This window comes from Granulicatella balaenopterae (genome assembly GCF_900111135.1).
Classification (GTDB): domain Bacteria; phylum Bacillota; class Bacilli; order Lactobacillales; family Aerococcaceae; genus Granulicatella; species Granulicatella balaenopterae.
This window is the reverse complement of the sequence record NZ_FOGF01000014.1, coordinates 16244-40588: the sequence shown is the minus strand read 5'-3', so window position 1 is coordinate 40588 and position 24345 is coordinate 16244. Positions and strand designations below refer to the sequence as shown.

Annotated in this window: 22 protein-coding genes and 1 other annotated feature (1 of these 23 running past the window's edge); of the genes, 3 read left to right on the top strand and 19 right to left on the bottom strand. The window is 33.4% G+C overall.

Annotated elements, in window-relative coordinates; all coding sequences use genetic code 11:
- Nucleotides 1-29 (bottom strand) — a binding site (T-box leader) (it extends 183 nt beyond the left edge of the window).
- Nucleotides 30-191: 162 nt separating this feature from the next.
- The 13 genes from BMX09_RS04605 to nrdD form a co-directional block, all read right to left on the bottom strand.
- Nucleotides 192-1109: a DUF975 family protein gene (locus BMX09_RS04605; RefSeq protein WP_089746531.1), complete on the bottom strand. Its 918-nt coding sequence runs from the start codon at nucleotides 1107-1109 to the stop codon at nucleotides 192-194.
- 18 nt (nucleotides 1110-1127) lie between these two features.
- Nucleotides 1128-2342 carry an ABC transporter permease gene (locus BMX09_RS04600; protein ID WP_089746530.1) on the bottom strand — a complete coding sequence of 405 codons (1215 nt, stop codon included), beginning with the start codon at nucleotides 2340-2342 and terminating at the stop codon, nucleotides 1128-1130.
- The gene (locus BMX09_RS04595; RefSeq protein ID WP_089746529.1) at nucleotides 2332-3024 is read right to left on the bottom strand and encodes an ABC transporter ATP-binding protein; all 693 of its coding nucleotides are present in this window, start codon (nucleotides 3022-3024) and stop codon (nucleotides 2332-2334) included. Before BMX09_RS04595 ends, BMX09_RS04600 begins: the two co-directional genes overlap by 11 nt.
- 1 nt (nucleotide 3025) lies before the next feature.
- Nucleotides 3026-4255, bottom strand: coding sequence for an efflux RND transporter periplasmic adaptor subunit (locus BMX09_RS04590; RefSeq protein ID WP_089746528.1), 1230 nt, complete (start codon nucleotides 4253-4255; stop codon nucleotides 3026-3028).
- A gap of 160 nt (nucleotides 4256-4415) precedes the next feature.
- Nucleotides 4416-5444 carry a threonine aldolase family protein gene (locus tag BMX09_RS04585; protein ID WP_089746527.1) on the bottom strand — a complete coding sequence of 343 codons (1029 nt, stop codon included), beginning with the start codon at nucleotides 5442-5444 and terminating at the stop codon, nucleotides 4416-4418.
- 56 nt (nucleotides 5445-5500) lie between these two features.
- A complete protein-coding gene (locus BMX09_RS04580; protein WP_089746526.1) occupies nucleotides 5501-6550 on the bottom strand; it encodes a ComEC/Rec2 family competence protein in 1050 nt (349 codons plus the stop codon).
- The gene (locus BMX09_RS04575; protein ID WP_177159535.1) at nucleotides 6507-7862 is read right to left on the bottom strand and encodes a ComEC/Rec2 family competence protein; all 1356 of its coding nucleotides are present in this window, start codon (nucleotides 7860-7862) and stop codon (nucleotides 6507-6509) included. The genes BMX09_RS04580 and BMX09_RS04575 overlap by 44 nt, the downstream gene beginning before the upstream one ends.
- Nucleotides 7862-8503: a helix-hairpin-helix domain-containing protein gene (locus tag BMX09_RS04570; protein ID WP_089746524.1), complete on the bottom strand. Its 642-nt coding sequence runs from the start codon at nucleotides 8501-8503 to the stop codon at nucleotides 7862-7864. Before BMX09_RS04570 ends, BMX09_RS04575 begins: the two co-directional genes overlap by 1 nt.
- Nucleotides 8504-8570: 67 nt before the next feature.
- Nucleotides 8571-9593: a lipoate--protein ligase gene (locus BMX09_RS04565; RefSeq protein WP_089746523.1), complete on the bottom strand. Its 1023-nt coding sequence runs from the start codon at nucleotides 9591-9593 to the stop codon at nucleotides 8571-8573.
- Nucleotides 9594-9688: 95 nt separating this feature from the next.
- Nucleotides 9689-11152: a protoporphyrinogen/coproporphyrinogen oxidase gene (locus BMX09_RS04560; RefSeq protein WP_089746522.1), complete on the bottom strand. Its 1464-nt coding sequence runs from the start codon at nucleotides 11150-11152 to the stop codon at nucleotides 9689-9691.
- Nucleotides 11153-11267: 115 nt separating this feature from the next.
- Nucleotides 11268-12353 carry a M42 family metallopeptidase gene (locus BMX09_RS04555; protein ID WP_089746521.1) on the bottom strand — a complete coding sequence of 362 codons (1086 nt, stop codon included), beginning with the start codon at nucleotides 12351-12353 and terminating at the stop codon, nucleotides 11268-11270.
- Between the two features lie 57 nt (nucleotides 12354-12410).
- Nucleotides 12411-12971, bottom strand: coding sequence for an anaerobic ribonucleoside-triphosphate reductase activating protein (gene nrdG / locus BMX09_RS04550; RefSeq protein WP_089746520.1), 561 nt, complete (start codon nucleotides 12969-12971; stop codon nucleotides 12411-12413).
- Nucleotides 12972-13080: 109 nt separating this feature from the next.
- Complete coding sequence (gene nrdD / locus BMX09_RS04545) at nucleotides 13081-15261, bottom strand: anaerobic ribonucleoside-triphosphate reductase (RefSeq protein WP_089746519.1); 2181 nt, start codon at nucleotides 15259-15261, stop codon at nucleotides 13081-13083.
- Nucleotides 15262-15576: 315 nt separating this feature from the next.
- Between nrdD and BMX09_RS04540 the strand changes: the two genes are divergently transcribed.
- The 3 genes from BMX09_RS04540 to BMX09_RS04530 all read left to right on the top strand — a co-directional run bounded on the left by BMX09_RS04540 (nucleotide 15577) and on the right by BMX09_RS04530 (nucleotide 18395).
- Nucleotides 15577-16170 (top strand): ECF transporter S component, encoded by a 594-nt coding sequence (locus tag BMX09_RS04540; protein ID WP_089746518.1) that lies wholly within the window; start codon nucleotides 15577-15579, stop codon nucleotides 16168-16170.
- Between the two features lie 21 nt (nucleotides 16171-16191).
- Nucleotides 16192-17400, top strand: coding sequence for a bifunctional phosphopantothenoylcysteine decarboxylase/phosphopantothenate--cysteine ligase CoaBC (coaBC, locus tag BMX09_RS04535; RefSeq protein WP_089746517.1), 1209 nt, complete (start codon nucleotides 16192-16194; stop codon nucleotides 17398-17400).
- A 170-nt stretch (nucleotides 17401-17570) separates the two neighbouring features.
- Complete coding sequence (locus tag BMX09_RS04530; protein WP_089746516.1) at nucleotides 17571-18395, top strand: hypothetical protein; 825 nt, start codon at nucleotides 17571-17573, stop codon at nucleotides 18393-18395.
- Between the two features lie 38 nt (nucleotides 18396-18433).
- On the opposite strand, the gene cdd is transcribed toward BMX09_RS04530, so the two are convergent.
- The 6 genes from cdd to recG form a co-directional block, all read right to left on the bottom strand.
- A complete protein-coding gene (gene cdd / locus BMX09_RS04525) occupies nucleotides 18434-18826 on the bottom strand; it encodes a cytidine deaminase (RefSeq protein ID WP_089746515.1) in 393 nt (130 codons plus the stop codon).
- A 15-nt stretch (nucleotides 18827-18841) separates the two neighbouring features.
- Complete coding sequence (locus BMX09_RS04520) at nucleotides 18842-19510, bottom strand: thiamine diphosphokinase (RefSeq protein ID WP_089746514.1); 669 nt, start codon at nucleotides 19508-19510, stop codon at nucleotides 18842-18844.
- A gap of 2 nt (nucleotides 19511-19512) precedes the next feature.
- The gene (gene rpe, locus BMX09_RS04515; RefSeq protein ID WP_089746513.1) at nucleotides 19513-20157 is read right to left on the bottom strand and encodes a ribulose-phosphate 3-epimerase; all 645 of its coding nucleotides are present in this window, start codon (nucleotides 20155-20157) and stop codon (nucleotides 19513-19515) included.
- A gap of 13 nt (nucleotides 20158-20170) precedes the next feature.
- Nucleotides 20171-21052 carry a ribosome small subunit-dependent GTPase A gene (rsgA, locus tag BMX09_RS04510; protein WP_089746512.1) on the bottom strand — a complete coding sequence of 294 codons (882 nt, stop codon included), beginning with the start codon at nucleotides 21050-21052 and terminating at the stop codon, nucleotides 20171-20173.
- A 120-nt stretch (nucleotides 21053-21172) separates the two neighbouring features.
- Nucleotides 21173-22174: a phosphate acyltransferase PlsX gene (gene plsX, locus BMX09_RS04505; RefSeq protein WP_089746511.1), complete on the bottom strand. Its 1002-nt coding sequence runs from the start codon at nucleotides 22172-22174 to the stop codon at nucleotides 21173-21175.
- Nucleotides 22175-22180: 6 nt separating this feature from the next.
- A complete protein-coding gene (recG, locus tag BMX09_RS04500; protein ID WP_245711127.1) occupies nucleotides 22181-24238 on the bottom strand; it encodes an ATP-dependent DNA helicase RecG in 2058 nt (685 codons plus the stop codon).
- Nucleotides 24239-24345: the final 107 nt, after the last annotated feature.

Here is a 24345-nt window from a genome sequence, read left to right as displayed (position 1 = left end):
ATTATACTCCTCTTGGTCACAATGTATTGCTATATTATTATTTGTTTATTTTAACATGACGAATCACTTCTGGCAAATATATTCATTAGTTTTTTTGATTCTATCTTTGCAAAAATTCTCATGATATAAAAAAGCGCATTTCTCCAACAAAAAAGCCTCCCATTTTATGTGAGAGACTCTTCTAATTCTAATTAAAACTCATAATCTTGATTTCCAGTTGCTTCTTCTACTTCTGCGGCAATAATCTCTACTGCTTCATCAGTCGTCATGCCAAAATCGGCAATCGTTCCATCTGCTTTAATTAATTCATCCATCCAAATTGTAATAATCGCTGATTGATAAGGAATCACATATAATAGTGGTAACACAATAATACAAGTTATATACCAACCAATCATTGAAACGAAAATCATCATATATTCCAAGCGGTGGCCTTTCATCATTTCATAAGATTTACCAATTGCTTGGAAAAAGCCCATTTTTTGACCACGATTACTAGTTGATAAATTATCTTGAATAATATAATCAAATGGTGCAAATAAGATTTCAATGATTAAGGCTATGATGCCCCAAATTGCAAACAAGACTAAGGCTATTAAAGCAATTGTAAATATTACACCAAAAAGCTCTTCAATTTGCGAGGTTTCAGAAGTTGTTAATAGCGTATCCATTGAGCTGCCCGATACTGCTAAATGATATGCTTTAGTTAGTACTGCTAAATTAATATCTGTAGCCATTTTAAGCCAAGCTAATACAAGAAATGGTGCTGCAATTAAGACTGACATCACAAATTTAATGATGCTAAAACCAATTCCATATAATAAACGTGGCCCAAGCGCATCTGTAAAGGCATATTTAATCGCATCCCATAAATGATAATGTACTTTTTCCGGCGTTCTAACGGCTGCTAAATAGTATTTCACAATTAAAATTCCTAGAATAGTTGTAACTAGTCGTGAACTAATCGATACATAAAAATTAATATCCTCGTTTTTCACTAGTTTAAAGCTATAATTTAATACGATACCTAGTAACACTGGCAAAATCCATGTTAAATAATTTTCCGTCACCAAATCTTTGGCTTTTCTTTTCACTTCATAACGTTCCACGTTTTCTGCCTCCTTTTCTTATCTTAATATATCAATTACATCTTTATTGGCTGCTGCTTTAGCCGGGAAGACACTGAAGACAATCCCAATTAAAATTGAAATCCCCATTGATAAACCAATTGAGAATAAATCAATATAACTATCAAATGGTAGAAATCCAGCAATCACTTTTGCTAGACCGATCCCTAAGAGATAGCCAATAACACCACCAATACTTGTAATGATAACCCCTTCTGCTAAGAATTGAATTTGAATCGAGCGTTTGGTTGCTCCCATCGCACGACGAATCCCAATCTCTTTCGTTCTTTCTGATACGGAAATATACATCATATTCATCACGCCAACTCCGGCGATAAATAAAGATATTCCAGCAATTGATGAAACAAAATAGGTTAAACCATTTAAAACTTTACCAATACCATCTAACATCTCACTCATATCAAAATAACTATAAGTACCCCGCTTACGTTCGCTTCCAGATTCTTCTAAATATTTTTTAACAGCTTCAGAAACTTTTTTCGTGTCATAACCTGGTTCCATATAGACCATTAATGACTGTTGTGGATTTTCTACTTTAAAATAATACTCATAAGTTGTTTTAGGAATATCAATAGGATACTCCATTTTAAAATCAAAATCAAAGCCCATCTCATTTTCTGGATTTGCTTTAATCCCTTTAATATAAAAGGCTTCTCCTGATAAAGTAACCCCTTTTCCAAGTGCATTTTCAGCTGTACCATACATTGATTCAGCAATTTCTTCACTAATAACAGCTACTTTTTTACTAGCATCAATATCCACTTGTTCAATTGGTTTCCCCAGTACTACTTCTTCACCTGAAGTATCGACTACACTCAGTCTTTGTGGAGATTGCTCGCCTTTAATGGTAATCATCGTTGAATAATCACTTTGCTTATTTTCTTCTTTTGGAATTTCTGCTAAATATACCCCATCAATCGCATTAATAGCAAAAATATCTTGTTGATTAAATCCGCTTAATCCTTTATCTATATCTTCTGGGTTACTTGGGCTAAAGTAAAAACTAACACTTACTTTGTCTTGGTCGCCTTCTGTTAAGCTGTCAATTGTTTGCTTTTGGAATCCCTTCCCTAAACTAATAATCGTAATCACTGAAGCAATCCCAATTATAATCCCAAGCATCGTTAAAATAGTTCGACGGGCATTTCCTTTTAAGGATTGAATAGCTGATTTTAGTAGTACACTAAACTTCATCAGATGTCACCTCACGATCTTCAATAATCGTTCCATCCATTAAGCGCACAACCCTCGTACAGTATTTTACTAAACTTGGATCGTGGGTAACCATCACAATTGTTACGCCATCTTCCCGATTTAATTTTTCGATAATTTCCATAATACTACGCGAATTTTTAGTATCCAAAGCTCCGGTTGGTTCATCCGCAATAATAAATTTTGGCTTATTAACTAATGCACGAGCAATCGCAATTCGTTGTTTTTGTCCACCTGATAATTGGCTAGGATATTGGTAAATTTTATCTGCTAGACCAACTTTTTCCAAAGCATTTTTCACATGCGGTAGGGCACGTTTTGGTGTGAACCCATTATACAATAAAGGTAATTGAATGTTTTCTAATACTGTTGCATGTTCAATTAAGTTAAAATCTTGAAAAATAAAGCCAACTGTTTGATTGCGAACTTTTGAAATTTCATTATCCGTTAAATGAGTGATTGGTTTCTGATTAAATAAATAATCACCTTGATACTTCGAGTCCAAAAAGCCCATCACATTAATTAAAGTCGACTTACCAGAGCCTGATGCCCCCATAATTGCTACACATTCACCTTCATCAATCGATAAATTAATATTATTCAATACATGAAGGTCTTCTTGTCCCATTTTATAGTATTTATTAATATTTTTTAATTCAATCATATTACTCAACGTCCTCATTGATGATTTCAGTTACGACTGATTGTCCGTCAGTTACGGTGTCATCTGGTTGCGAAAGAATAATATCGCCTAATGCTACACCTTCTGTCACAATTAATTGTAAACCTTCTTTTTGACGAGTAATTTTTGTTTTAATGGCAGTGTCTTGTTCTACTTTATAAACATATTCGCCATCTTCTTCAGTAATAATTGCTGTTTCTGGAATAACTAGGCCTTTTAGTGGCACTTTTACTTGTACATTAAAGCCTAATGGCAAACTAGTTTCTGGTTTGACTAATACTTGATATTTTGATAAATCAGAACTAGCTTGCCCCATCGTACCACCTGCCATACCGGCTCCTTGTAATGGCTCTTTGGCTACTGAAGTAATGGTTCCTTTTACATCACGATCTTCGGCATTTACATAAATATCAGTTTCTAAACCTTCTGTTACTGCATAGTAATCATATTCCGTTACGGCTGTTTGAATAAGATTGCTTGATCCTAATAATTTCATAAAAACTTCAGTGGGATTAGTTTTACCTTTTTGATTAATACTAATCACACCGTCTATCATTGCTGTAACCATTGCTGAAGTTTTTTCAGACGTACGGTTAATATTAATATCCATATCTTCAATTGATTGATTTAGTTCTTTAATGGCTTTTTTAGTGGCATCTATTTGCTCATCAAAGACACTTGGATCAAATGCTGGTAGTTCTACATTTGTATCGGTCGATGGTTGCTTTGTATCTTGCATAGGTTCAGAAGAGTCTTCTGTTGTTTTTACTGCTTGGGCTTGCTGTTTTGCTTTTTCTGCTTCAGCCTTTGCTGTTTGTTTAGCAGTTTCTTGTTTATTTAATTGTTGCTTTAAATCATCCATCTGACCATATAAACGATTCTTTTGACGATTTAAATCACTGATTTCTTGTGTTGCTTGATCATTATGATATGAAAATAATTTATCTCCTGCTGCCACTGTTTGGCCATCTTTAACATAGACTTCTTCGACTTCACCTTTAGTTGGATCAACATAATAACTTTCTTCATCTTTAGTAATTACTACCCCATCTAAGACTAAGGGCTCTTGTTCTTTTACTAAATATGCCGGAAAACTAGTTGCTAATTCCTCTGTATTACTTAATTGTTTCTTCAAACTAAATACAGCAAAAATAATCGCTATTAGTCCTAATCCACATAATGAAAAAATACTCACTTTTGCTTTTTTACTCACTGATATCCACCTCTTTTTTATTTATTTGAATATCTTGATTATAGCATATTACCTTTTTTATTGTTATCAAATATTACAAACCTACAACAAATGGAGTACAAAAAAAGGAGCGGAAATTTCCGCTTCCTTTATATTATTTCTTTATTTTTTAAATTATTTTCTATAATGAGTGGATAAAACCAATTAATTCTAGAACTTCATTTGGTGTTGTTGCCCAACTTGTACAATATCTTAGGGCGGTATTTTTTTCATCTACTTTTTCCCATAATGAAAATCCAAATGCTAACTGTAATTCTTTAGCTAATTCATCTGGAACAATCGGGAACTGTTGATTGGTTGTAGAGTCCACCAAAAATTGAATTCCTTTTTCTTCAAAAGCTTTTTTAATCTGTAAAGCATACCTCACTGCTTCATAACAAATATCTTCATACAAATGATCTGAAAAAAGGCAATCGAATTGAATCCCTAATAATCTTCCTTTAGCTAATAAGCCACCACCACGCTTAATCATCGAACGGAAATCTTTTTGATAATGAGGATTCATAATGACTGCTGCTTCTCCCATCATAGCACCACATTTCGTTCCACCAATATAAAAAGCATCAGTATACTTAGCCAAATCTGCTAAAGTAATATCACTAATTCGTTCATTTAAGACATAACCCAATCGAGCTCCATCTACAAATAATGGCCATCCTGCTTTTTGACATACTTCATAAATAGCTTTTAATTCCTCTCTAGTATAGACGGTTCCTAATTCTGTTGGATGTGATATATAAACCATTCCCGGTGATACCATATGTTCATGCATATGATTATGACATTCTGCTTCATAATACGCTTCTAATTGCTTAGCAGTTAATTTACCGTTTATTTCTGGAATTGTTAACACTTTATGTCCGGTTGCTTCAATTGCTCCTGTTTCATGAGTAGCAATATGTCCTGTCTCCACTGCAATCACACCTTGATATGGTCGCAAAAATGTTTCAATCACTATTTTATTAGTTTGAGTGCCTCCTACTAAAAAATGTATATCGGCATCTTTTTTTTGTAATTTTTCTTTGATTTTCAATCGTGCTCGTTCACAATAGTCATCTTTTCCATATCCTGCTGTTTGTTCCATATTCGACTGAACAATCGCATCTAAAACAATTGGATGACATCCCGATAAGTAATCATTACTAAACATACTGATTCACGCCCCTAGCCACTTATTATATAACTTAGTATAGCATATCTAACTCATTAAGGAACAATAATAAATTGCTCATTAGTTAAAACTTTTTTCACTATAATCCCTTTCTTTTTAGGAATTATTTCTATTGCGCCTTCATTATCAGTTCTCGCATACGGCAAATGTACTTCTTCTAGTCGTTTTAAAACTTCTTTTGAAGGATGATGATAATGATTATGTTTTCCACAAGAAATAATCGCATATCTACTATGAACCTTTTTTAAAAATTGAAGATGCGAGGAAGTATTACTACCATGGTGGGCTAATTTTAAAATAGTTGTATGCATTTGCGGATACACATTTAGTAATTCTAATTCTTTTTCTTGGTCAATATCTCCTAAAAATAGCCAATCTACCTCACAAAACTGCACATCTGCTACTAAAGAATCATGATTATCACCTGTTGATTCATTGGTAGGCGAAAGAATATGCATCATAATGCCACCTTGTTGATATGTCGTAGGAGCTTTTGTTAATTGCCATGTTAATTGGGGACACTTTTCCATCATTTGCTTCATTTTAGGATTCTTTTCCATTCCTTGCGACATCACAACACGATCAATTGGAAACACTTGGCTTAATTCCTTTAGATTCCCCATATGGTCGGTATCCGCATGTGTAATAATTAGCGTCTTAATTCGTGAAATCCCCAGCGCTTGTAAGGCTGGGATAACTGTTTTTTCGGCATGACTAGCTCCTTTTCGTATTTGCCAAGGTTCTTTAGAAAGCATTAATTGCCCGCCCGTATCAATCAATACTACATTATTATACCCTCGATCAACAATTAAACTACTATCTCCTTGACCAATATCCAAATAAATGACTTTACGCTCAAATTGATAAGGAACTAATGCTAACATCATGATAATACTCATACTCGTTATAGCCATCATCATCATTTGTTTACGATTAATTGGTCTCTCTACTAATAAACATAATACGATCACCACACAATAATAACACACCCACACTACTTCATTCCCCGCACCTAAAGTCACTTTAAAAATCTTCCACTGACTAATAACTTCTAAAAAAAGCCAATAATAAACTAATACTCCCATTAAATAATCCAACTAAAACTGCTAGAACCATCTGACTATCTACAACTACCAAAAAAATATATCCCACTAAACAAGGAACCAACCATTTCGCTAAAATAAACGTAACAATTGCGCCAATAAGTGCCGATAATAAATGATAACTATAAAAATATCGAGCAATCAAAGGAATCGCTAACAAGCATAAAATTCCCATATGAACCAATCTTGTTACTAAACTATCATCATACCCACCGCTTGCTTCTTTATCATTTATAAATCTTACCTCTAGTCTTCCAACCAATATCACAAAAAAGCACATACCATAACTTAATTGAAAGGCGCTACTATTAATAATATATGGATTCACAATGCAATTCACAATTGCCATTACTGATAGTGCATCCATTGTGGATAAGTCCTTTTGCCATAGTTTTAAACAAAGTATTTGTAATAAGACTATCCCTATCGCTCGAGTCCCACTAATATTCCAACGAATCAAACAACCATATCCCACTAACAATACGAATAATCCCCACTGACTAGCTTCCCTTGTTAGGCCACTTCGCCACATAACTCCTTCTAATAAACTCACTAGAATCATAATATGCAAACCAGAAATAGCCAATAAATGCATAATCCCTAATTCCTTAAACATCGCCAAATCATCTAGTGATAATTCTTGTTTTTCACCAAAAATTAAGGCCAAAGCATATTCTGTTATCGCTCCATTATGATTCTTTCTAACTTTATCCACAAGTTGATATCTCCAATAATGAAGGCGACTCTTCATCCCTTTTATAGGCTCAATTTCTTTTATCTGATTTATTTTTGTGGATAAAAATATCTTACGACTCTTTAAGTACTTTGCATAATCGAAAGTTTTTAGATTACGACAGCCTTCTACCTCTTCAAATGATACTGTGGCTACCATCTTCATATCTTGTTGAAACTGACTTATCCACTCTTTTTCTTTTTTTGATGGTATTTTATAATATATTTTTGTCTTAAATCGTTGCTCTTTTGTTTCCACAGTGGCATAACCTGTTAATAAGTCGCCATTTATCATCAAATCATTCACATCCATTTGTATCATGGCTGGTTGTTCTTGTCCTGCTAATGGTAATAGTTGTTGACGATACGAGTCTAAGTACATCAAATGAAGGACTAAGCTAATCCCAAACCCAAGTGTTAATACCCATAATAATCGATTGTGTTCCCAAAATATCCTAATAATAATAACCGCTATTATCAGCCCTTTTATAATCTTCATTTCTTGATAAAAACTAGCAAAAAAAATTAGTACTAATGCTATATACGGCCATTTTTCCTTCATTAGATACATACCTCCGCCTTCAACTTCTCAACAGTCTTTTGGCCAATACCTGAAACATTGACCAAATCATCCACTGCTTTAAAGGAACCATTTTCTTCACGATAATCAATAATCTGTTGTGCTTTCTTTTCGCCTATCCCTGATAAGGTTGTTAATTCTTCTATTCCAGCTGTATTAATATTAATCTTCCCGCTTTGGCTATCCGGTGTTTTGATCATCACTTCTTCTACCGCCATACTACTATTATCTGTTACTTGTTCTATTGAAGGAATCACAATCATCGCTTGATCGGTTAGTTTCTGTGCCAAATTTACCTGTTGATCATTTGCCTTATTTGTAAAGCCACCCGCCTTATCAATTAAATCCAATAAACGGCAATCAACATCCACTTGATATACGCCTGGATACTGTACTTCCCCCTTAATATCCACATAAATAAATGATGCTTCACTACTACTCCTTTCTTCAGAAGGATTAAATTCTTCTATTTCCATAAAATTTGCTTGTGGAGTTGGCTTACTTATTAGTTTCCATGTCCCCCCAATTACTAAGACTAGAAAAAAAAGCGCAAAAGCACCATAAACGACCGGATGCTCTTGCACTTTCTCTTTTACATATTGCACAAAATTATTTGTTGTCATCTTTTTCACGTCCTTATATTATGATAATTGTTCTCATCATAATATACGTAAAAAATATATTATATTTTTAATTAAATAATAAATCCGCTAATTCCTTAGCTTCAATATTACCGAAATATTTTTTAAGATTAATTTCTTCAAAAACGTTAGTAACTGCACTTCTTTCGAACGCTACTCCTCTTAAAGCTTCTTCAACGTCGCTAATCTCACCTAAACCAAAAAAGTCTCCAGTAATTTTAATATCTTTAATATGATTATCTTCAATATTTAAACTAAATTCTACTTGGCCGACTGCTGTACGTTTTGATTGTTTTAATTGGAATTTAGGATTTTTACCATAGTTCCAGTCTGGATTATTGAAATATTGTTGACGTAATAATTCAATTTTCTCCCAATCTTCTTCTGTTAACACATATTCTTTTACTTCTTCAACTGAATCTACTTGATAAATCTTTTTAAGAAGAGCTTCTCTAAATGATAAAATATCAATATGTTGATATTCTGGTGCTAAATATGGTTTGATATTGGTTACGCGTGAACGAACTGATTTAATACCTTTAGAAGCGATTTTTTCTTCTTTAGGACGCAATAATTGTGGCAATACATCCACATTTAAATCTAGCATTAATGTACCATGAGCTGTCATACGTCCCATATTCGCATACATAGCATTACCAGAAAACTTTTTACCCTCAATTAATAAATCATTACGGCCTTTTAATTCTGCACCAGTTGCCCCCATTTGATGAAGAGCTTCAATAACCGGCTGAGTAAACTTCCCAAAATCACGGAAACTATTGCCATCATCTTCTGTTAAGAAGCAAAAACAAATATTCCCCATATCTTGGTATACTGCTCCCCCACCTGAAAAACGTCTAACAACCTGTACTCCCAATTTATCGACAGCATCTTGATTAATTTCTTCATAAGTGTTTTGGTTTTTACCAATAATAATCGCATTTTTATTAATATAAAATAAAAGAATTGGTTCATCCAATTTTTTCTCACTTAATAAATAATACTCAATTGCTAAGTTGACAGTTGCATCATATATCTCTTGTCCATTGCGTTGATTTTTTACATAATACATATTTATCCCCCTACCTTTATTATCGACACCTACTATTATTGACAGTTCCTACGTTTTACTAGCTTTACTGTAAGCAACACCCCCTTTTTAGCAGATTAATCCATATGGCGACAAATATATCCATATGGTGGAAAATCTAAATCTTCCGAACCAGTAATCAGGCCATCACGTTGTTTTAAGTTATATAACATTTTCTTAGCTAAACGTTCACCTTCTTGGATATCATTAACCACTTCTCCGCCATAATAAGCAATACTTTTAATCAAAACATTTTCCATATTATCTAATAAATGTTGTTCAAAACCAATCATATTAGCATGGAATATTTCACAATTATAAGGGATTTCACTTTTCCAAATATTAATCTCTGTTTCAAGTGGTTCTCCAGTAATTCCCATAATTTCTTTAATTTCAGTATAAATAAATTCATACATTACTTTTTTATTCAATTGAGTAAAGCGATCTTCACCTTGACGTCCAAATTGAACATTTAAATAAATATATTCTGAATCTTCTAAATCATCATCTAATCTATTTAATACCATCACACGAGTAATAAAATACTCACTCTTTTGTGGAATAACAAAACCATAACTATGAGGAAACTTATGAACATCTTCTTTTTTAAATTTAAAAATAACAGCCCCCATCGATACAAAATTAACACTCTTAATTAAACTACCTTCTTGTGAATACTCAAATAATTTGTGGTGATTTTCTGGCGATGTAGCTAAAATAACCCCACCAGCTGCTATCACCGCTTCATTTTGTAATGTTACTCTAATGGTACCATCTTCCTCAATTGGCGATAGATTTCGAACTGACTGACCAAAACGCACATTATCTTTAATGGGATCATATAATGTATTGACAATACTAGCTACACCTTTATTAAAACGAATATATTGATTGGTTTCAATACCCTCTTTTTTACGTTTTTTGGTAATTGGGATACTTAATTTTCCGCAATTATCTAATACTTCTTGCAGTTGCGCACTCGTACAACGTCTAATATCATGAATACCACATTGTCTAATCTCACTCATTAAAATGTAATCAACTAATACTTCACCGAATTTTTCATATAATAACTCTTTATATGTTGAAGGAACAAATTCTTCATTTCGATTTGCAAATATCATTTTGAAATAGGCATCAAACTTTTCTCCCTTACGCAACATTTTTAATTTAAAAATATCTTTTGCATATAATGGAATCCCAAAAACATTCGGATAGTCTAATTTATAAAATGTATTATATAAGTACAAATCTGGTGATTTAACAGATATATCTTCTACCAATGTACTTAACCCATGATTTTCAATAAATTTATGAAAATACTCATTCTTACTCATAACAAATGAGGGGCAAATATCAAAATAATGACCATCCATTTCAAGTGTTTTATGATGTCCCCCAATTTTATTTGTTTCTTCCAATAAAACTACCTGATAAGGAAGATTATTTAAATCAATTTGTCGTTTTAATTCATTTGCAGCAACCATTCCTGTTAGCCCTGCACCAACCACAATGATTCGATTTTTTGTATTATCTACCATTTTTCATCCTCCTTCGTATATTCTTTTATAGTATACAAATTTTTTGACAAAAAGGCTAATATGTCGCATTGCTTTTTAAATAAAGAAACGCACCCCTAATGGAATGCGCCATAATTTATACTTCTTGATAAATTTTTTCTACTGTTTCTTTATCTAAGCGAGTAGCTAATGCTTTAACAAGTTTTACGGTATTCATATAGTCATCTTCATGAATAATAGTTGCATGAGTATGTAAATAACGCACTGGAATACAAATAGCTAGTGATGGAATACCATCCAAACTAATATGTTGGCTACCAGCATCTGTTCCGCCACCTGCAATTGAAGCGAATTGGAATGGGATATTTAATTCTTCAGCTGTGTCAATTACGAAATCACGTAAGCCGCGATGTGGCACCATTGATGCATCATAAATAACGATTTGTGGGCCTTCGCCTAATACTGAATCTGCTTCTGTTGCTGCAATTCCTGGAGTATCTCCTGGAATACCTGTATCAATCGCAAATGAAATTGCTGGATTAATTTTTCTAGTAGATACTTTTGCTCCACGCAAACCAACTTCTTCTTGAACATTTGCTCCTGAATAAATAATATTTTCATGTTTTTCTGATTGTAATTCATGTAATAATTGCGCACAAACAGCAGTACCCACACGGTTATCCCATGCTTTAGCTGCTAAATATTTAGTACCATTCATACGTTTGTATTCAATAAATGGTGTAATCATATCTCCTGGACGGATGCCCCAGTTTTCTACTTCTTCTTTTGATGTTGCACAAACATCGATAAACATATCTTTAATTTCTACTGGATGTTTACGTGCTTCAGCTGATAAGATATGTGGTGGTTTTGAACCAATAACACCCGAAATTTCTTTTCCTTCACGTGTAGTAATCGTTACTTGTTGTGCTAACATTACTTGGTTCCACCATCCACCAATAGTTTGGAATTTAATGAAGCCTTTATCTGTAATTTGCGTTACCATAAAGCCAACTTCATCTAAGTGACCAGCAAACATAATTGTCGGCCCAGCGTCATTACCTGTTTTGACACCAAACAAACTTCCTAAGCCATCAGATACATATTCTTCTGCAACATCCTTTGTATATTCTTTAAATACTTGACGAACTTGCTCTTCATTTCCAGCAATGCCATTTGCTCTTGTTAAATCAATTAATAATTGCTCTTGTAATTTATCCATAATTCTCCACCTTTCAACTAATTAAGTGTACCATTTTTCCACTCATTATGACAAATATTATTTTTTTAATTTGTCCCATAAGATGACCTCACCTTGTTTTAGTGATTTTTGTACATCAATAATTCGTTGATTACTACTCCCACGAAACTGCAAAGTTAAATCTTTTTTCTTAATATCAAAACGTCCATCCACTAAAATATCTATTTTACTTAATAATTCGAGTTTATCTTGGGTATCAAGCATTAACTCTTCCCAAGTATATCCTGACCATGACCAAATATCTTTTGTTGCTCCAAATCTTTGACGGATAGCATTCACTAATGACAAGCACACTTCTGTATTTAAAAATGGTTCGCCACCTAGAAGTGTTAGACCTTGACAATAACTAGCTGATAAATCCGCTAAAATCTGTTCTTCTAATTCATGGGTATAAGGAATACCGTAATTGAAATTCTGGGCAATCACATTATAACACCCCTCGCAAGCAAATGGACAACCACTCACATATAATGAACACCTTACGCCTTCACCATCAACAAAATTATATGGCTTATAACTAGCAATCTTTTGTTGTGATAATTCTTTACTGGTCCATTCTTTTGGTTTTGGATTCCTCACTTCATCCCTCTTTTCTAACAAAAAAGGATGCACTAGGACATCCCTTTTTTCTCTCTGATAGACTCTTAACTAATATCTTATATTGAGCCATCAGGTATAATGTTTACTTTTAATTATTTGATTGTTTGGTAATAGTTCTTTCATCATTTAAATTCATATGTTTTACACGTGATGAAATTTCTTTGTGACGACCATGAACCATTGGGCGGGCTTGTGGATTTCCTAAATAACCACAAGTACGTTTTACAACATCGCAAGTTTTGGCATCTGTATTTCCGCATGAAGGGCATTCAAATCCTTTAGCAGTTGGCGTGAAGTCACCATCATAATCGCATTTATAGCAGTGATCAATCGGTGTATTGGTACCAAGATAGCCAATCTTATCATAGGCATAATCCCATACAGCTTCCAATGCTTTTGGATTTTGACGAATAACCGGATACTCACAATAATGAATAAAGCCACCTGAACAATATTTTGGATAATCTTTTTCAAAATCTAATTTCTCAAATGGTGTTGGATTCTTACGTACATCATAGTGGAAACTATTTGTATAGTATTGTTTATCTGTAATGTTTTCTACAATACCAAATTTTTCTGTATCTAAACGGCAGAATCTATCTGTTAAACTTTCACTTGGCGTTGAATACACACTAAAATGATAACCGAATTCATTGCCCCATGCATCTGTATTTTCTTTTAATGTCTTAACAATATTTAAGGTAAATTCTTTAGCTTCTGGGTTAGTTTCCCATTCTCCACCATAAAAGACGCTAGCAACTTCATATAAGCCAATATAGCCTAATGATACTGTTGCGCGTTTGTTTTTAAATAATTCATCAACAGAATCTTCACGCTGCAAACGTTCACCAAAAGCACCATGCATATATAGAATTGGTGCATTAGCAGGTTTTGCTTCTTTCACACGTTCCACACGAAATACTAAAGCATCTTTACAAATATCTAAACGCTCGCCTAGTAATTTCCAGAATACTTCTAGATTACCACCAGATTCCATCGCGATTCTTGGTAAGTTTAATGTAACTACTCCTAAGTTCATACGACCATCATTCACTTCTTGTCCTGATTCATCTGTCCAACCTTGTAAGAATGAGCGACAACCCATTGGCACTTTAAAGCTACCTGTTAACTCTACTAATTTATCATAGTTTAAGATATCTGGGTACATACGTTTTGTGGCACATTTTAAGGCTAATTCTTTTACATCATAGTTTGGATCTTCTGGATTTAAGTTTAAGCCTTTTTTCAAGGAGAATACTAATTTAGGGAAAATCGCAGTACGTTCTTCCTTACCAATCCCTTTAATACGAACATTTAGAATCGCTTCTTGGATTTTTTTCTCAAACCAACCTTCCCCTAACCCAAATCCTAATGTTGTAAAAGGTGTTTGTCCTTGAGATGAATATAGCGTATTGATTTCATATTCTAGTGATTGCATGGCGTCATAAATATCTTTTTCTGTTTTCTTTTTAGCATAGGCTAATTGTTTTTCTTCGCCATCAATCCATTCCTTAGCATCTTTCATATGTTTTTCGTAATTTATTTGAGCATATGGTGCTAGGACTTCATCCACACGGTTAGCAGAACAACCACCATATTGACTTGAAGCTACATTGGCAATAATTTGTGCCATTTGTGCCGTTGCTGTTTGAATTGATCTTGGGCTTGCTACATCTGCGTTCCCAATTTTAAAGCCATTTTTAAACATCCCTTTAAAATCAATTAAGCAGCAATTAGTCATTGGTGAATAAGGATGGTAATCTAAATCATGATAATGAATATCTCCTTTTAAGTGCGCATTTGAGACATGTTCTGGTATCATCTTTAGTCCCATTGCTTTAGCGACTGTTCCTGCTGTTAAATCACGTTGCGTATTAAACACTTCACTATCTTTATTGGCGTTTTCATTGACAACTGTATTATCTTTTTTCAATAATTTTTGGATGGTATAATTAATATCTGTTGCACGCACACGTTCTAAATCACGCTTTGCACGATATTGAATATACTCTTCTGCTAATTCCATCTCTTGCTCTTCGATTAACATATGTTCCACAATATTTTGGATTTCATAAATTTTAATATCCTTTGAAAAACGACTATAAATTTCTTGATTTACTTTTTCCATAATCTTAGTTAATTGCTTAATTCTATCAGTTGAAATCGAATCTGTTAGTGTTTGTTCACCTTTTAATAAAGCTTGTAAAATCTTATCTTTATCAAAATCGACAGTTCTACCATCACGTTTAATTACTACAATTTCAGTCACTGTGCACCATCGCCCTTCTTATTTTGTAAATTTATTTTTTATTTTTAAATTTTGACTGTTTTTTCTAAGAACAATATTAGCCTATATTTTGAGGTATTACAAGTCTTAAATACTATATATAGTACTTCACAAAAGCTATAAAATAATCTCAGCCATTGCTACTATGCTAGTTTTGCCTACAAAATATTTTTTATGATTCACAAACTAAGATTTTTATTACTATTTTTTCACAAAATCTTTCTCTTTGCTTCATTGGATTATTTTTTTATTATGGTATACTATACTCAATAAAATTTTTAAAGTGAGGGGTTTATCTTGGCAAAACGTTCTACATTTGAATTTGTCTTATTTACATTATTTGTATCAATTATTTTATTACAAAGTTTTATACCATTTCTTGGAAATATTCCACTAGTTATACTAGATATCACCATTATTCATATTACGGTAATTGTTGGTGGAATTGTTATGGGACCAAAATACGGTGCCGGTTTAGGATTAGCTTGGGGAACTTGTTCAATGATTCGTGCATTTACGACAGGTTCAGCTATTAGTAAACTAGTCTTTACTAATCCAATTATTGCTATTGTGCCACGTGTATTAGTTGGCTTTATTGCTGCCTATGTCTATTTAGTAATTGCACGTAAAAATAAAGCATCAAAAATAGCAATGGCTATTAGTGGTGTTATCGGCAGTCTAGTGAATACCATTTTAGTACTTGGCTTAATTTATTTATTAATTGGGCCAGCTTATGCAGAAGGAATGGGTACTTCTATTAATGCCCTACCAAAATTCTTAATGACTATTATTGTCACAAACGGGATTCCTGAAGCTATTGCATCCGGAATTATTGTTCCGGTCATTGCTAGTGTCTTAATTCCAATGTATCAAAAGAAAACGACTCGTTAGTCGATAATAAAGGAGATTTCTATGAATTTAACTGGTAAAAATATAGCCGTATACGTAACAGGAGGGATTGCTTCTTATAAAGCAGCTTCTTTTGTCCGTTTATTAATCACATCAGGCGCCACTGTTAAAGTTGCAATGACTGAATCAGCTTGTCAATTCATTACACCAATGACTTTTCAAGTATTAACTAAACAAGAAGTCTATACAGATACTTTCGATGACACACATCCCGACAAAGTAAACCATATTTACTTAGCTGATTGGAGTGATATAGCCATTGTTATTCCCGCCACTGGAAATACCATCGCCAAAATTGCTAATGGCATAGCTGACAATTTTGTAACAAGTGCTCTACTAGCTACAGATTGTTTACGCATTATTGCTCCAGCGATGAATCAAAAAATGCTCTTAAATCCAGCTACACAACGAAATATAAAGCAACTACAAGCAGATGGATGGCAAGTCATCGATTCATCATTTGGTTTCTTAGCGGAAGGTTATAACGGTTTAGGGAGACTTCCAGAACCTGAAGAATTATTCGAACAAACACTTTTCTTTGCTTTACAAAAACAATTTGGTACACCTCTTTCAGGTAAAAAAATCGTCATATCTGCTGGGGGGACTAAAGAACGTATTGACCCTGTTCGCTATATTTCTAATGACTCTTCTGGTAAAATGGGCTATGCCTTAGCAAGAGCTGCTAGTATCTTAGGTGCCAAAGTTATTTTAATATCAACAGTGACAAATTTACCTATTCCGCATGGCGTAAAACACCACTTAGTTGAAACGGCCCAAGAATTACAATCCATTATCACTCAAAACTTTAAAGAGGCTGATATCGTCATTATGGCAGCAGCTGTTTCTGATTTTCGTGTAGACCATCCAGCCAAACAAAAAATTAAAAAAGAAGCTAATACTAACCAACTAACCCTCTCCTTAATTAAAAATCAAGATATCCTTGCTTACTTAGGAGAACACAAAACTAAAGAACAATTAATCGTTGGATTTGCAGCTGAAACAAATGATGTTATGAAACATGCCACAAGTAAATTAACTCGTAAAAAAGCTGATATTATTATTGCTAATGACGTTTCTGATCAATCAATTGGCTTTAATTCTAATGAAAATAAAGTCACTATGCTTTATGCCAACGGAGAAAAAATTCACTTCCAACAACAATCAAAAGAATCCTTAGCCTTAAAAATAATGCTACAAATTGTTAAATACTAGAAAAAAGAGTTTTTAGTTACCTTATTTTGTAGGTTCTACAATAAATGATGTTATTGAAGAAATTCTTCAATGGCATCATTTATTTTTTATATCATAAAATCCTTCAACACCTTGACTTTATGCTAGTATTTTTCTATGATTAAAGAAACTGTGAAAATGAGGATATCGATATGACTGATTATAAAAACAATTTGCATCACCTATCGTCTATCATTACAAATCCCTTGGTTGCACTATTATTAACACCGATGAATGGTTTATTATTTGGGACATTATTAGCCTTAAAATCATCTAGCTTTTCATGGCGACCAATCTCGATTTTATTTTATTTTTTAGCTATAGTATTTATTCAAGAAACTATTTACTACAAAGCTAATAAAATGAAAAAAATAGTAACATTGATGACGATTCTTATAACAAATATTTTTGCTGTAACACTACTGATTTATTTTTGGAATAATTTTAATCATGAGATCACTTATTTATCTCTTATTATTTTATTATTAAATCATGTACAATTATTCATTACAGATACGACCCATGGATTATATTACTATCATGTTATTTTTAAAACGATTAGCTATTATGGCCTTGGTAACTTTATTGCTTATTATTTATTGGCTGGGGCTGTTATTCCAAGCTTTGTTGCTATTAGCTTACCATTTATCTTATTGGCTTTATCTTTAACTAATATCAAACAAAAAAAACATAGCGATAATAGCGAATTAAAAGCTCATTCATCTACCTATGTTATGCAAACTTTTTTACAATTTATTTTTGGTATTATGCCTTTGGTTAGTTATATCATTATATTTGCGATGTATCATAATCATTTTACCCTTACTGGCATTATTTTTATGATTTTAACCATCGTTTGTTTCTTATTCATAAAAGTAGCTGCCAAAAAACACTTAACAACCAAGCAATATTTAACCGCATTACAGTGGTACGCTTTATTATTTACTATCTGTTATGCTATCTTTTACACTATTTAAAAAACATCATTGTGGATATTCCACAATGATGTTTTTATTTACATTTCTATAAATGCTAATGGCACTAATTCTTTAACACTTGTTTCATATAATTCATTTTGATTGTTTGATAAAAAGACTGGTGTATCCATTGGGCATAACTCTACTAATACTTGTCGACAAAGACTGCATGGTGGTAAAAAATAGTCGGTTTTACCAGCAATCACAATCATTTCGATATCTTCTTTATGATATCCTTGTGTAATACCTGTGTATAAAGCTGTTCGTTCAGCACAATTAGTAGCACCGAATGATACGTTTTCCACATTCACGCCAGTAATCACTTTCCCATCTTTATATAAAATTGCACACCCTACAGGAAAATTTGAATAAGGTGAGTAAGAATTGTTTAATACTTCTTTAGCATATACTAATAAATCTTTTGGAGTCATGGACTCTCCCCCTTTTCATTTATCATTTGTCTGACAAGTTATCATCAACCCTTCATCAAATGAAATTGTCATTGTATCTGTTAAAAATTCATTACTGATTAAAGCTACCGGTGTATCATAATTCACCCCATCTAAAGGATATTTTACATTCTTTAAACTTACATTAGTCACTTTATTCATCGTAATAAATGATAAATACTTCATATTAGGATATTTTTGTAATTGATGTTGTCCTGGAAGTAAAAAAGATAAATAATTGGTTAAACTCTCAAAATGCAAATTTGCTAGGATTTTTTGAAATTTAACTTGATTAGCAATCCATATAATAGATAATTGATGATCAATCCGTCCGCCAAAAGCTCCTAAAATATGGATTGAATTCATTGGATAATGTTCCACGCACCAAGCTAGAGCCGCTTCAAAATCAGTCACATCTTTTTCGCAAGGTAATTGAATCATTTCTTGCGCATATTCTTTAATTCTTTGACGTTCATTAACTGATACTGAATCAAAATCCCCAATGGCAAAATCAATTGGTAAATTCTCTTTTATTAATTTAGGACAACCACCATCAACCCCTACAAAAACCCCTTCTTGAAGGTCACTTGTTGTATGGTATTGTGTTAAAACTTCTAATACATCATCATCAGGCCCACCAATGACTACAAATATCTTCTTCATCATTCTTAAGCCTCTTTAATAGACTCAATTGCTGCTTTAATATCTTTTGAATTATAAACATATGAACCAGCAACCGCTACATCCGCTCCAGCAGCACTACATAACTTAGCAGTTTCACCATTAACACCACCATCAACTTCAATTAAATAGTGATAATCATGTTCTTTACGCAAAGCATCTAATTCACGAACTTTTCCTAAAGTATGTTCAAGGAAAACTTGTCCACCAAAACCAGGATTAACCGTCATAACTAAGATAGCATCAACAATTGGTAATAATTCTTTAATCACCGCAACTGATGTACCTGGATTAATAACAACTCCAGCTTTTGTATTCGTTTGCTTAATTTGTTGAATGGCACGATGAATATGCGGTGTTGCCTCAGCATGAACCATAATATAATCTGCGCCAGCATCTGCAAAATCTTTAATAAAACGTTCTGGATTTTGAACCATTAAATGGCAATCTAATGTTAAATCAGTTACCGGACGTAAAGCTTTAACAATATTGGCTCCTAATGTTAAATTTGGAACAAATTGCCCATCCATCGCGTCAATATGAATCCAATCTGCGCCATACCCTTCAACTAATTTAACATCTCTTTCTAAATTGGCAAAATCTGCACTTAAAATTGATGGTGCTACTTTCATCTTAATACCTCCATTATTTTTTATTATATTTTGGCTTAGTTTGTTCAATTTCTTCTAAGAAGCTTGTATAGTGATCATAACGGAATTGTGCTATTTCACCATTTTCTAAAGCATCTTTTACAGCACATTTGGGTTCATGTTGGTGAGAACATTCCCTAAACTTACAAAGATGAGCTCTATTGGCAAATTCTGGGAATAGATAGGGTAGATTTTCTTTGTCAATATCAATCAAATCTAATGTACTAAATCCAGGCGTATCTGCAATTAACACATCTTTTACTTTATGCAAAGCGACATGCCTTGTTGTATGTCTACCGCGACCTAAATGACTAGAAATTTCTGCTGTTTCCAAAGATAATTCTGGAATAAAGTGATTAATTAATGTCGACTTACCAACACCAGATTGTCCCATAAAGACCACTAGTTCATCACTTAAATCTGCTAAAAATGCTTCTTGCTCAAATTCATGTGATAAATACACACGATATCCTAATGCTTCATAAGCTGTTGCACATGCTTTAATGTCTGCCATTTGCTGTTCATCAACCAAATCCATTTTTGAAATATAAATAATCGGTCTAATATCTTTTAATTCTAAATATATTAAAAACCGATCAACTAAATAAGTTGAAAAATCTGGTTCAATAGCTGACATTACAATGACAGCACAATCAACATTAGCAACTGGCGGTCTCACCAAATCATTTTTTCTTGGTAAAATTTTTGTAACGGTACCATCTGTTAAAGAAGTTGTATCGAATTCAACATAATCTCCAACTAAGGGCGTGATTTTCTTTTTACGGAATACTCCACGTCCTCGTGTTTGATAGACAATACCTTCTGATTCTATATAGTAAAAACCACTTAAAGCTTTTACAATTTGTCCTTTTGGCATACTCTCCCCCTCATTAATTGACTCATTACCCTTATTATAGTCTGAATTGTGTGTTTATGCACGTATAATTTTATTTTATAAAAAGAGAGTAGCCTATGTTGGCTGCTCCCTAAAAGATGATTAATTATTTTCAAAATAGTCAACTAAATCCGTAATCACATTTGATGTTACGATTGTCTGAATTTGTTTTAATGTATAATAGACAGTTGTTTCATCGGCTGTTCCATGTGCTTTTACGACCGGACCTTTCACACCTAATAAGACTGCCCCACCAAATTCTTCATAATTGACTGATGATTTTATCTTTTTAAAAGTTGGTTTTAACAATACTGCTCCTAATTTAGCTTTTAACCCACTTGATAAAATACTTTTTTTCATTGTTTTTAGTAAAGCAATAGCTGTTCCTTCAATTGTTTTCAAAACGGCATTACCTGTAAATCCATCAGTTACAACAACATCAGCTGGTCCTTGCAATAATTCACGCGCTTCAACATTTCCAATAAAGTTAATAGCTTCATTGGCTGTTAATAATTGGTGAACTTCTTTTGTTAATTCATTTCCTTTTGTTGATTCGGTCCCATTATTTAATAAACCAACTGTTGGATTTTTGACACCTAGTACATATTGAGAATAATATGTTCCTAAAATACCAAATTGTTCTAAGTGATGTGGTTTACAATCAGCATTAGCACCCACATCCATCATAACAAATTGTTGTTTATCGCCATTAAAAACTGGTAATACAGGCATTAATCCAGGACGATCAATTCCTTTAATTCGCCCTACAATGAATAAGCCACTTGCTAGTAAAGCTCCCGTGTTACCGGCTGAAAATAATGCATCCGCTTGACCTTCTTTAACTGCTTTAGCTGCTACAACCATCGATGCATCTTTTTTACGACGAATAGAACGAACTGGCTCATCGTCTGACTTAATCTTTTCAGAACAATGAATCACTTTAATATTGGCTAATTCTTCTGTTAAATAGGTTCTGATTGCTGCTTCATCACCATATAATTGAAATTCTGTATCTGTTAATTCTTTAGCTGTTTTGATGACCCCAGCAACTATTTTTTCTGGAGCAAAATCGCCACCCATCGCATCAATTGCAATTCTAACCATCTTTTTCTAAACCTCCGTCATATCTTTTGCTTGTCTTTTCATAAAATACTCTAATAATTCTGTCTTTTCATAATCTTGCGTTACAAACTCAATCGCATCATAACGCGCTTCTTCTAGTATATCATAATCTCTAACAATATCTGCAAGTAAAAATTCTGGAATTCCTGATTGTTTCACACCAAAAATGTCTCCCGAACCACGTAACTCCAAATCCTTCTGACTTAAATAAAATCCATCTGTTGAATCACACATAATTTTCATCCGCTCTTTCCCATTTTCAGTCTTGGGAGAAGCGATTAATACACAAGTTGAAGCATGCGCTCCACGTCCAACTCGTCCACGCAATTGATGGAGTTGCGCTAATCCAAAACGGTCCGCATCTAGAATAACCATTACTGTTGCATTTGGCACATCTACCCCAACTTCAATGACAGTTGTTGAGACTAATAATTGTATTTTATTTTCTTGGAAATCAGTCATCACTTGATCTTTTTCATCATTTTTCATACGACCATGTAGTAATCCAACTGATACTTGATTGTGGAAACGTTCTGACACCATGCGATAAATCTCTTCAGCATTTTTTACATCTAAAGTTTCAGATTCTTCAATCAAGGGCGATATCACATAAGCTTGACGTCCCGCATCAATTTCTCGTTTGACATATTGAAAGACTTGATCCATTTCTTGTTCTTTTACCCAATGCGTCTTAATGGGAATACGTCCTTTAGGTGCTTCGCTTAAAATCGAGGTATCCATTTCTCCAAAACTAGTAATTGCTAAGGTACGTGGAATAGGAGTGGCGGTCATTTGTAAGATATTAACTCCTTCTCCCTTACTCGTTAATTTTTGACGTTGTTTTACCCCAAAACGGTGCTGTTCATCAATAATCACTAAGCCTAAATTGTGGAAAGTGACATCATCTTGAAAGACAGCATGTGTCCCAATTAATAGATCAATCTTACCACTGGCTAATTGATTTAATATTTCTCGTCGTTCCTTTGTTTTTGTACTACCAGTTAATTTGGCAACTACTAAATTCTGATTGCTAACTAACTTACTAATAGATTGGTGATGTTGATAAGCTAATAATTCAGTCGGTACCATTAAACAAGATTGCGCTCCCGCTAAAGCACTCGCTACCATCGCAACTGTCGCTACAACTGTCTTACCACTACCTACATCCCCTTGTAGTAAACGATTCATCGTATAAGGCGCCAATAAATCATAGCAAATCTCATTTAACACTTTCTTTTGTCCATCGGTTAATTCAAATGGCAAAGTCTTAATAAAGCCTCTTAATTGCTGATTATCATACCGCAAGACCATCCCCTGTTTGGTCGAACGACGGTGTTTACGTAATTCTTGTAAGCCTAATTGATATAAAAATAATTCTTGATAAATTAATTGATACCTCGCCTCTTGAACAGCTTGAGGATTAGTTGGGAAATGCATTAACTTCATTGCCAAAGAATGCCCCATTAAATGACGCTTTTCTTTCATAATTCTTGGAAGTGGATCTGGAATGAATTCACCATATAATTCAAAACTTTTCTGAATTAATTGAAAAATGGTCTTTTGCTTAATCCCTTTATTTGCTCGATAGACTGCTTCAAATGATTGTTGATGATCTTCATCATTTGACTGGCTACCAACAATCTTGATTCCCATTAAAGTTTGACGCTTTTCATCCCATTTACCAAAAAGAATTATCTCCTCACCTAGTATCACTTTATTCTTCAAATATGGCTGATTAAAAAATGACACCATAATCACCGCTTCACCAATCGCCAGTCTAAAATATAAACGATTTTTGCGATGCCCATAATAAGATAGAATAGGTTCGGTTACAACTATACCTTTTAAAGTTACTTTTTCTTGATCTGCAATCGAATGGATATCTCGTATTTGCATATCTTCATAGCGAAAAGGAAAATGACTCATTAAATCATAAATAGATGCCAGTCCTAATTCTGCTAATGCTTCAGCCCTCTTTGGACCAACACCTGGTAAAGTCGTTATAGGCTGAAAACAACTTTTCCAATTAGTCATTTGCTTTTCCATTATAATCCTCCTTCTTAGTAAAAAAAACCACTTATAACAAAATTCTCTTGGATTCATTTTAGCACATAATCTAAAATGTTTCAGAAAAAATGTTATAAATGGTTCTG

Excerpts from the sequence above, each read along its gene's own strand:
- BMX09_RS04600 (WP_089746530.1), bottom strand. The coding sequence starts at position 2,342 with ATGAAGTTTAGTGTACTACTAAAATCAGCTATTCAATCCTTAAAAGGA.
- BMX09_RS04595 (WP_089746529.1), bottom strand. The coding sequence starts at position 3,024 with ATGATTGAATTAAAAAATATTAATAAATACTATAAAATGGGACAAGAA.
- BMX09_RS04585 (WP_089746527.1), bottom strand. The coding sequence starts at position 5,444 with ATGTTTAGTAATGATTACTTATCGGGATGTCATCCAATTGTTTTAGAT.
- BMX09_RS04580 (WP_089746526.1), bottom strand. The coding sequence starts at position 6,550 with ATGGGAGTATTAGTTTATTATTGGCTTTTTTTAGAAGTTATTAGTCAG.
- BMX09_RS04575 (WP_177159535.1), bottom strand. The coding sequence starts at position 7,862 with ATGAAGGAAAAATGGCCGTATATAGCATTAGTACTAATTTTTTTTGCT.
- BMX09_RS04570 (WP_089746524.1), bottom strand. The coding sequence starts at position 8,503 with ATGACAACAAATAATTTTGTGCAATATGTAAAAGAGAAAGTGCAAGAG.
- BMX09_RS04565 (WP_089746523.1), bottom strand. The coding sequence starts at position 9,593 with ATGTATTATGTAAAAAATCAACGCAATGGACAAGAGATATATGATGCA.
- BMX09_RS04560 (WP_089746522.1), bottom strand. The coding sequence starts at position 11,152 with ATGGTAGATAATACAAAAAATCGAATCATTGTGGTTGGTGCAGGGCTA.
- BMX09_RS04555 (WP_089746521.1), bottom strand. The coding sequence starts at position 12,353 with ATGGATAAATTACAAGAGCAATTATTAATTGATTTAACAAGAGCAAAT.
- coaBC (WP_089746517.1), top strand. The coding sequence starts at position 16,192 with ATGAATTTAACTGGTAAAAATATAGCCGTATACGTAACAGGAGGGATT.
- BMX09_RS04530 (WP_089746516.1), top strand. The coding sequence starts at position 17,571 with ATGACTGATTATAAAAACAATTTGCATCACCTATCGTCTATCATTACA.
- cdd (WP_089746515.1), bottom strand. The coding sequence starts at position 18,826 with ATGACTCCAAAAGATTTATTAGTATATGCTAAAGAAGTATTAAACAAT.
- BMX09_RS04520 (WP_089746514.1), bottom strand. The coding sequence starts at position 19,510 with ATGATGAAGAAGATATTTGTAGTCATTGGTGGGCCTGATGATGATGTA.
- rpe (WP_089746513.1), bottom strand. The coding sequence starts at position 20,157 with ATGAAAGTAGCACCATCAATTTTAAGTGCAGATTTTGCCAATTTAGAA.
- rsgA (WP_089746512.1), bottom strand. The coding sequence starts at position 21,052 with ATGCCAAAAGGACAAATTGTAAAAGCTTTAAGTGGTTTTTACTATATA.
- plsX (WP_089746511.1), bottom strand. The coding sequence starts at position 22,174 with ATGGTTAGAATTGCAATTGATGCGATGGGTGGCGATTTTGCTCCAGAA.
- recG (WP_245711127.1), bottom strand. The coding sequence starts at position 24,238 with ATGGAAAAGCAAATGACTAATTGGAAAAGTTGTTTTCAGCCTATAACG.